This is a genomic window from Streptococcus sp. 2154 (genome assembly GCF_013277255.1).
GTDB lineage: Bacteria > Bacillota > Bacilli > Lactobacillales > Streptococcaceae > Streptococcus > Streptococcus pseudopneumoniae.
On record NZ_VMMK01000019.1, the window covers coordinates 1 to 6021 of the forward strand.

Consider the following 6021-nt stretch of genomic DNA (forward strand, 5'->3'; position numbering starts at 1 on the left):
ATATGACTCTCTAACATCTTTACTACTACATCAAGAAACCATACAGAAAGTCATCTTATATTTTACTGATACTCAACCAAAATCTCTTCAAACCACGTCAGTCTTATCTACAACCTCAAAGCGGTGCTTTGAGCAATCTGCGGCTAGCTTCCTAGTTTGCTTTTTGATTTTCATTGAGTATAAAAACCTTCTCATAAGCTTTTTTATTTTAAAGAAGAATTCACTCCTTCATCTGACTCTCTGCATCAGCCACAACTTGCTCTAAACTAGTCTGACCAAGCTCTGCCTCCATGGCCAGCTGGATTCTCTCCAATTTTTGATCCAAAACATCATGAATATGGGCTCCAACTGGACAATTTGGATTCGGATTGTCATGGAAACTGAAGAGTTGACCTGTCTTACCAAGACACTCAACCGCTTGATAAACATCTAATAGACTAATGTCCTTGAGATCCTTGACAATCTCTGTTCCCCCTGTTCCACGCGCGACTGAAATCAGCTCTGCCTTCTTCAACTGGGACAAGGTTTTTCTGATAATGACAGGATTGACCCCGACACTAGCAGCTAAAAAATCACTGGTCACCTTGCTTTCCTTCCCCTTGAGGGCAATGATTATCAGCATATGAGTCGCAATGGTAAATCTACTTGGAATTTGCATCCTCTTCTCCTTTTTACGAGGCTCCCCTGCCTCTACTCTTCTTTTTCTTTTATTATACCCTTTTTAGTTGTAATGTCAATTATTACCACTTTTCAACCAGACATCTAATTCCCTATCATAGCCCTCTTTCTGGGCCAATTCTCTCAGAAATTCCTGATGATGAGTATGGTGGATACCATTGACCAGACTTTCATAGTAAACCTCAAAATAGGGAAGTTTAAGATCTTTAGCCAGCTGCAATTCAGCTGCCACATCGTAGTCTACCCGTCGGAAGTCCATATCTACCAAACCCTTGTCATCAAACTCCAAAATCATATACTGGGCTCGCAAGTCCTTCCGCAACTGAGCATCTAGAAAGAAAGGCTGGCCAATCGAACCTGGATTGACAATCAATTGCCCACCAGTCCCGTAACGAAGCAACTGCTGGTGAATATGACCATAAACAGCAATATCACAAGGCGGATTGGTCACCAAGCGGTCAAAATCCTCTTGCGCTCCAGTATGAATCAACTCTCGCCCCCAGTTCTTATCAGGCAAATGGTGACTAATTCCCACCGTCAAATCACCAAACTGACGATGAATCTGGAGTGGTTGATTGTGGAGCAATTCGATTTCTTCTAGGGAAATTTCCTCTAAAACATATTGGCACTGGCGCAAGAGATAGCGTTGACTGGGACGAGTACTATCCAATTCCTTGCGGACACCATGCCAAAGACTGTCTTCCCAGTTTCCCAAAACTCTAGCTGTAATCGGTAGTTGAGCCAACAAGTCCAAAATCCTTCTACGCCCTGTCCCTGGCATGAGAATGTCTCCCAAAAGCCAGTATTCATCCACTCCTAGCTGCCGAGCATCTGCCAAAACAGCCTCCAAGGCGGTGGTATTTCCATGAATATCTGAAAGAAGAGCTATTTTCGTCATATCCATCTCCTCGTTTTTTCTCTTGCAATAAGTATAACATAAAAAGTCACAGCTAGAGAAATCTAGCTTTTTTTGATATACTAGATAAAGATATTAGACAAGAGGAAACGAATGACCCCAAATAAAGAAGATTATCTAAAATGTATTTATGAAATTGGCATAGACCTGTATAAAATCACCAACAAGGAAATTGCTGCCCGCATGCAAGTCTCTCCCCCTGCCGTAACTGAAATGATCAAACGGATGAAGAGTGAAAACCTCATCCTAAAGGACAAGGAATGTGGCTATCTACTGACTGACCTCGGCCTCAAACTGGTCTCTGAGCTCTATCGTAAGCACCGCTTGATTGAAGTTTTTCTAGTTCATCATTTAGACTATACAAGTGACCAGATTCACGAGGAAGCTGAGGTCTTGGAACACACTGTCTCTGACCTGTTCGTGGAAAGACTAGATAAACTGCTAGGTTTCCCTAAAACCTGCCCCCACGGAGGAACTATTCCTGCCAAGGGAGAACTCCTGGTTGAAATCAATAACCTGCCACTAGCTGACATCAAGGAAGCTGGCGCCTACCGCCTGACTCGGGTGCACGATAGCTTTGACATTCTCAGTTATCTGGACAAGCACTCACTTCACATCGGTGATTCGCTCCAAGTCAAGCAGTTTGATGGCTTCAGCAATACCTTCACTATCCTCAGTAAAGAAGAGGATTTACAAGTAGGTATGGACATTGCCAAACAACTCTACGTCGAGAAAATCGACTAATTTCTCAAGTATCCCAACCAACCCTGAAAGTTTGATTTTCAGGGTTTTCTTATCTATTTTTTATATCAAAAATAATAGCAAACGCTTTCATGTTCCGACTAAATATTGTATAATAATTATATAAACTATTACGTCACTAACAGAGGAAAAAAGGAGGTCTTATCATGAAAAAAATCATCTTCATCAAAACCATTGAGCTCCTTGTCATTGATGGAATCATGCTGGGCATTTTGGCTTTTAAAGAGGTGCTTACTTGGGATTGGATTTTGATTTACAGTGGTTGGCTCATTTTCTTTCACCCTGTGCTGTTGACCTATCTTTCTAACCAGCTTTGTGACCACTTTAGTCAACTCTATTCCCAGATTAGACCGAGATTCTGGCGCTTTGCCTTACAAATCCTTCTATGGGATATCCTGATGATTCTCTCCTTGATATGTTTAAGTGGTACCCCACTTTTCCTTCAGGGGACTCTCCTCATCCTAGGACATCTCATCCCTTCCTATCGCACCTGCCAAATCCTGAAACAAGACTTTCCCCAAGCCTATCAAGCACCGATTTCTTTTGGAGTATTTTATGATAGATGAGAAAAACCAAGCCGGCTGGGCTTGATCTTTCTTATCTATTTTTAGTATCTAGGATAATGGTAACTGGCCCATCATTGACCAGCTCAACCTGCATATCCGCTCCAAAGATACCTGTATGAACAGGCACTTCTTGCGCTAGTTTTTGGTTGAAAACATCATAGAAGTCTGATGCCATATCAGGTTTGGCTGCTTCTGTAAAGGCTGGACGATTGCCTTTCTTGGTATCCGCAAAGAGGGTAAACTGAGAAATAGAGAGGATTTCTCCTTCAATATCTTTGACAGACAGGTTCATCTTGCCTTCTGCGTCTGAAAAAATCCGCATATTGACCAGTTTTCTCACAGCATAGTCCAAATCTTCCTCTTGGTCCTCTGGTCCAACACCAACCAGCAATAAGAGCCCCTGATTGATTTTTCCCTGAACCTGACCTTCGATACTGACTTGGGCTTTTTTAACACGTTGGATAATGATTTTCATAATAGCCTTTCTAGTAAGAACTCAGACAATTAACCGTTGGTTCGTTTGACAGAGTAAACTTCTGGCACACTCTTAATCTTGTCCACAACCGTAGTCAGCGTCGAGAGGTTGGTAATGCCAAAGGACACATGGATATTGGCAAATTTCATATCCTTGGTTGGTTGGGCATTGACTGTTGAAATATTCTTGGTTGTGTTTGAGAGAACTTGCAGTACATCGTTCAACAATCCTGTACGGTTGAGGCCATAAATATCAATATGAGCCATATACTCTTTATTTGAGCTAGAGTACTGACCTTCCCACTCCACATCAAGGAGACGTTGCTCGTAGTTTTCTTGGGCGCGCAGGTTCATACAGTCCACACGGTGAATAGCCACACCACGACCCTTGGTAATGTAGCCGACAATATCATCACCAGGCACGGGGTTACAACACTTGGCAATCCGCACTAGGAGACCAGAAGCACCTTCAATGACCACACCACCTTCATGCTTGACCTTGAGGGTTTCTTTATTTTCAACCTTGACCTCGCCACCTTTGACAAGTTCTTCTGCCTCAGCCTTGGCCTTGGCACGTTCTTCTTCACGACGTTCCTTTTCAGTCAGACGATTAAAGACAGTAATAGCACCGATTTCCCCAAAACCAATGGCCGCAAAGAGGGAGTCTTCTGTCTTGTAGCTGGTCTTTTGCAGGACTTGGTCCATATGACGCTTGTCCATAAATTTATTGGCCACATAGCCATTTTCTTGGAACTGGGTCATCAACATTTCACGACCCTTATTAACAGATAATTCCTTATCTTGGTTTTTAAAAAACTGACGAATCTTGTTGCGCGCCTTGCTGGTCTTGACCATATTGAGCCAGTCGCGGCTAGGTCCAAAGGAGTTGGGGTTGGTGACAATTTCAACCTGATCCCCTGTTTTGAGCTTGGTTGTCAGTGGAACCATACGGCCGTTGACCTTGGCACCAGTCGCTTTTTCACCGACTTTAGTATGGATTTCATAAGCAAAGTCAATAGGTCCTGAATCTTTTGGAAGAGAACGGACAGCTCCATCTGGTGTAAAGACGTAAATCTCCTCAGCCAGATAGTTTTCCTTAACAGAGTCCACAAATTCCTTGGCATCATCAGCCTGATCTTGAAGCTCCATCATCTCCTTGATCCAGTTCATCCCAATAGCAGACTCCTTACTGTTAACCTGCCCCTTAACGCCTTTCTTATAAGCCCAGTGAGCCGCAACCCCGTACTCAGCCACCTCGTGCATGGCCTTGGTCCGAATTTGGAATTCAATCGGTCCTTTTGGCCCATAGACAGTCGTATGGATAGACTGGTAACCATTTGCCTTGCGGTTAGCGATGTAGTCCTTAAAGCGACCAGGCATGGGTTTCCAAAGTTCATGCACATAACCAAGCATGGCATAAACATCACTTTGGGTATCCAAAATACAACGAATGGCAATCAGGTCATAGATTTCCTCAAACCGTTTTCTCTTGTCCTGCATTTTGCGGAAAATTGAGTAAATATGCTTGGGACGACCATAAATCTTCCCTTTCAAGTGACGATCTATCGTATACTCCTCTAATTTTGTGACTACCTCATCCACCAAGGCTTCACGCTCTCTGCGCTTTTCCTTCATCATATTGGTAATCTTGTAAAACTCTGTCGGGTTGAGATAACGGAAAGACAGGTCTTCCAATTCCCATTTGACACTGGAAATCCCCAAACGGTGAGCAAGTGGGGCATAGATTTCCATAGTTTCTTTGGAAATGCGCTCCTGCTTGTCTTTTCGAAGATGTTTCAGGGTTCGCATATTGTGCAAGCGGTCAGACAGTTTGACCAAGATAACGCGGATGTCCTCAGACATGGCCATGAGCATCTTGCGATGATTTTCAGCCAACTGCTCTTCGTGAGACTTGTACTCGACCTTGCCAAGCTTGGTGACTCCGTCAACAATCACGCGCACATCGGGACCAAACTCTCTTTCCAAATCGTCCAAGGTCGCATCTGTATCTTCCACCACATCATGCAAGAAACCACAAGCTACCGTTACAGCATCCAGCTTGAGTTTGGCTAGAATACCTGCCACTTGAATAGGGTGAATGATATAAGGCTCGCCTGATTTGCGGTATTGACCACTATGACAATCCACCGCATAGACCAAGGCCTTATGGACAAAATGGACATCCTCTTCCGTTAAATATTTTTTGGTTAAAGCGACAACTTCTTCGCCTGTTAAATTCACTTCTTTTGGCATCTCTACTCTCCAATTCTTCCTACCATTTTATCACTTTTTTAAGAATATGAAAACTAGATTGGAACAGAATAAGAAAAAAATAATTCAGAATTGCTTGATAATTCTGAATTATTGGTCCATAATATACTACGAAGTTAGATTTTAAACTTAGGTGATAGAAGGAGAGATAGAAGAACGGAAACCATATTGTAACCCAAAGACTTTTTGACTTCCCCAATTTCCCTGAAGATACGAAAGATAAACAGTGGAACTCGTGTCACATACACCGGTACCTTGACTGGATTTTGGAATTAATACTCAATAAAAATCAAGGAGCAAACTAGGAAACTAGCCGCAGGTTGCTCAAAGCACCGCTTTGAGGTTGTAAATAGA

Annotated in this window: 6 protein-coding genes; 2 read left to right on the top strand and 4 right to left on the bottom strand. The window is 42.9% G+C overall.

The window, feature by feature from the left end; translation table 11 throughout:
- Positions 1-220: 220 nt before the first annotated feature.
- A complete protein-coding gene (locus HT693_RS02570) occupies positions 221-658 on the bottom strand; it encodes an Rrf2 family transcriptional regulator (RefSeq protein ID WP_001166796.1) in 438 nt (145 codons plus the stop codon).
- Positions 659-733: 75 nt separating this feature from the next.
- Complete coding sequence (locus HT693_RS02575) at positions 734-1576, bottom strand: metallophosphoesterase family protein (protein WP_165778288.1); 843 nt, start codon at positions 1574-1576, stop codon at positions 734-736.
- 111 nt (positions 1577-1687) lie between these two features.
- On the opposite strand from HT693_RS02575, the gene HT693_RS02580 reads away from it, so the two are divergent.
- Positions 1688-2338: a metal-dependent transcriptional regulator gene (locus HT693_RS02580; protein WP_101514637.1), complete on the top strand. Its 651-nt coding sequence runs from the start codon at positions 1688-1690 to the stop codon at positions 2336-2338.
- 164 nt (positions 2339-2502) lie between these two features.
- Positions 2503-2922, top strand: a complete 420-nt coding sequence (locus HT693_RS02585) for a hypothetical protein (protein ID WP_101514638.1) — start codon at positions 2503-2505, stop codon at positions 2920-2922.
- Between the two features lie 31 nt (positions 2923-2953).
- On the opposite strand, the gene dtd is transcribed toward HT693_RS02585, so the two are convergent.
- Together dtd and HT693_RS02595 are read right to left on the bottom strand one after the other, a co-directional pair.
- The gene (gene dtd, locus HT693_RS02590) at positions 2954-3397 is read right to left on the bottom strand and encodes a D-aminoacyl-tRNA deacylase (RefSeq protein WP_101514639.1); all 444 of its coding nucleotides are present in this window, start codon (positions 3395-3397) and stop codon (positions 2954-2956) included.
- A gap of 29 nt (positions 3398-3426) precedes the next feature.
- Positions 3427-5649 carry a bifunctional (p)ppGpp synthetase/guanosine-3',5'-bis(diphosphate) 3'-pyrophosphohydrolase gene (locus tag HT693_RS02595; protein WP_001123816.1) on the bottom strand — a complete coding sequence of 741 codons (2223 nt, stop codon included), beginning with the start codon at positions 5647-5649 and terminating at the stop codon, positions 3427-3429.
- Positions 5650-6021 lie beyond the last annotated feature (372 nt).

What these genes read in the sequence shown, in the direction of transcription:
- HT693_RS02585 (WP_101514638.1), top strand. Translation starts at nt 2,503, where the DNA reads ATGAAAAAAATCATCTTCATCAAAACCATTGAGCTCCTTGTCATTGAT.
- HT693_RS02575 (WP_165778288.1), bottom strand. Translation starts at nt 1,576, where the DNA reads ATGACGAAAATAGCTCTTCTTTCAGATATTCATGGAAATACCACCGCC.
- dtd (WP_101514639.1), bottom strand. Translation starts at nt 3,397, where the DNA reads ATGAAAATCATTATCCAACGTGTTAAAAAAGCCCAAGTCAGTATCGAA.
- HT693_RS02595 (WP_001123816.1), bottom strand. Translation starts at nt 5,649, where the DNA reads ATGCCAAAAGAAGTGAATTTAACAGGCGAAGAAGTTGTCGCTTTAACC.
- HT693_RS02580 (WP_101514637.1), top strand. Translation starts at nt 1,688, where the DNA reads ATGACCCCAAATAAAGAAGATTATCTAAAATGTATTTATGAAATTGGC.
- HT693_RS02570 (WP_001166796.1), bottom strand. Translation starts at nt 658, where the DNA reads ATGCAAATTCCAAGTAGATTTACCATTGCGACTCATATGCTGATAATC.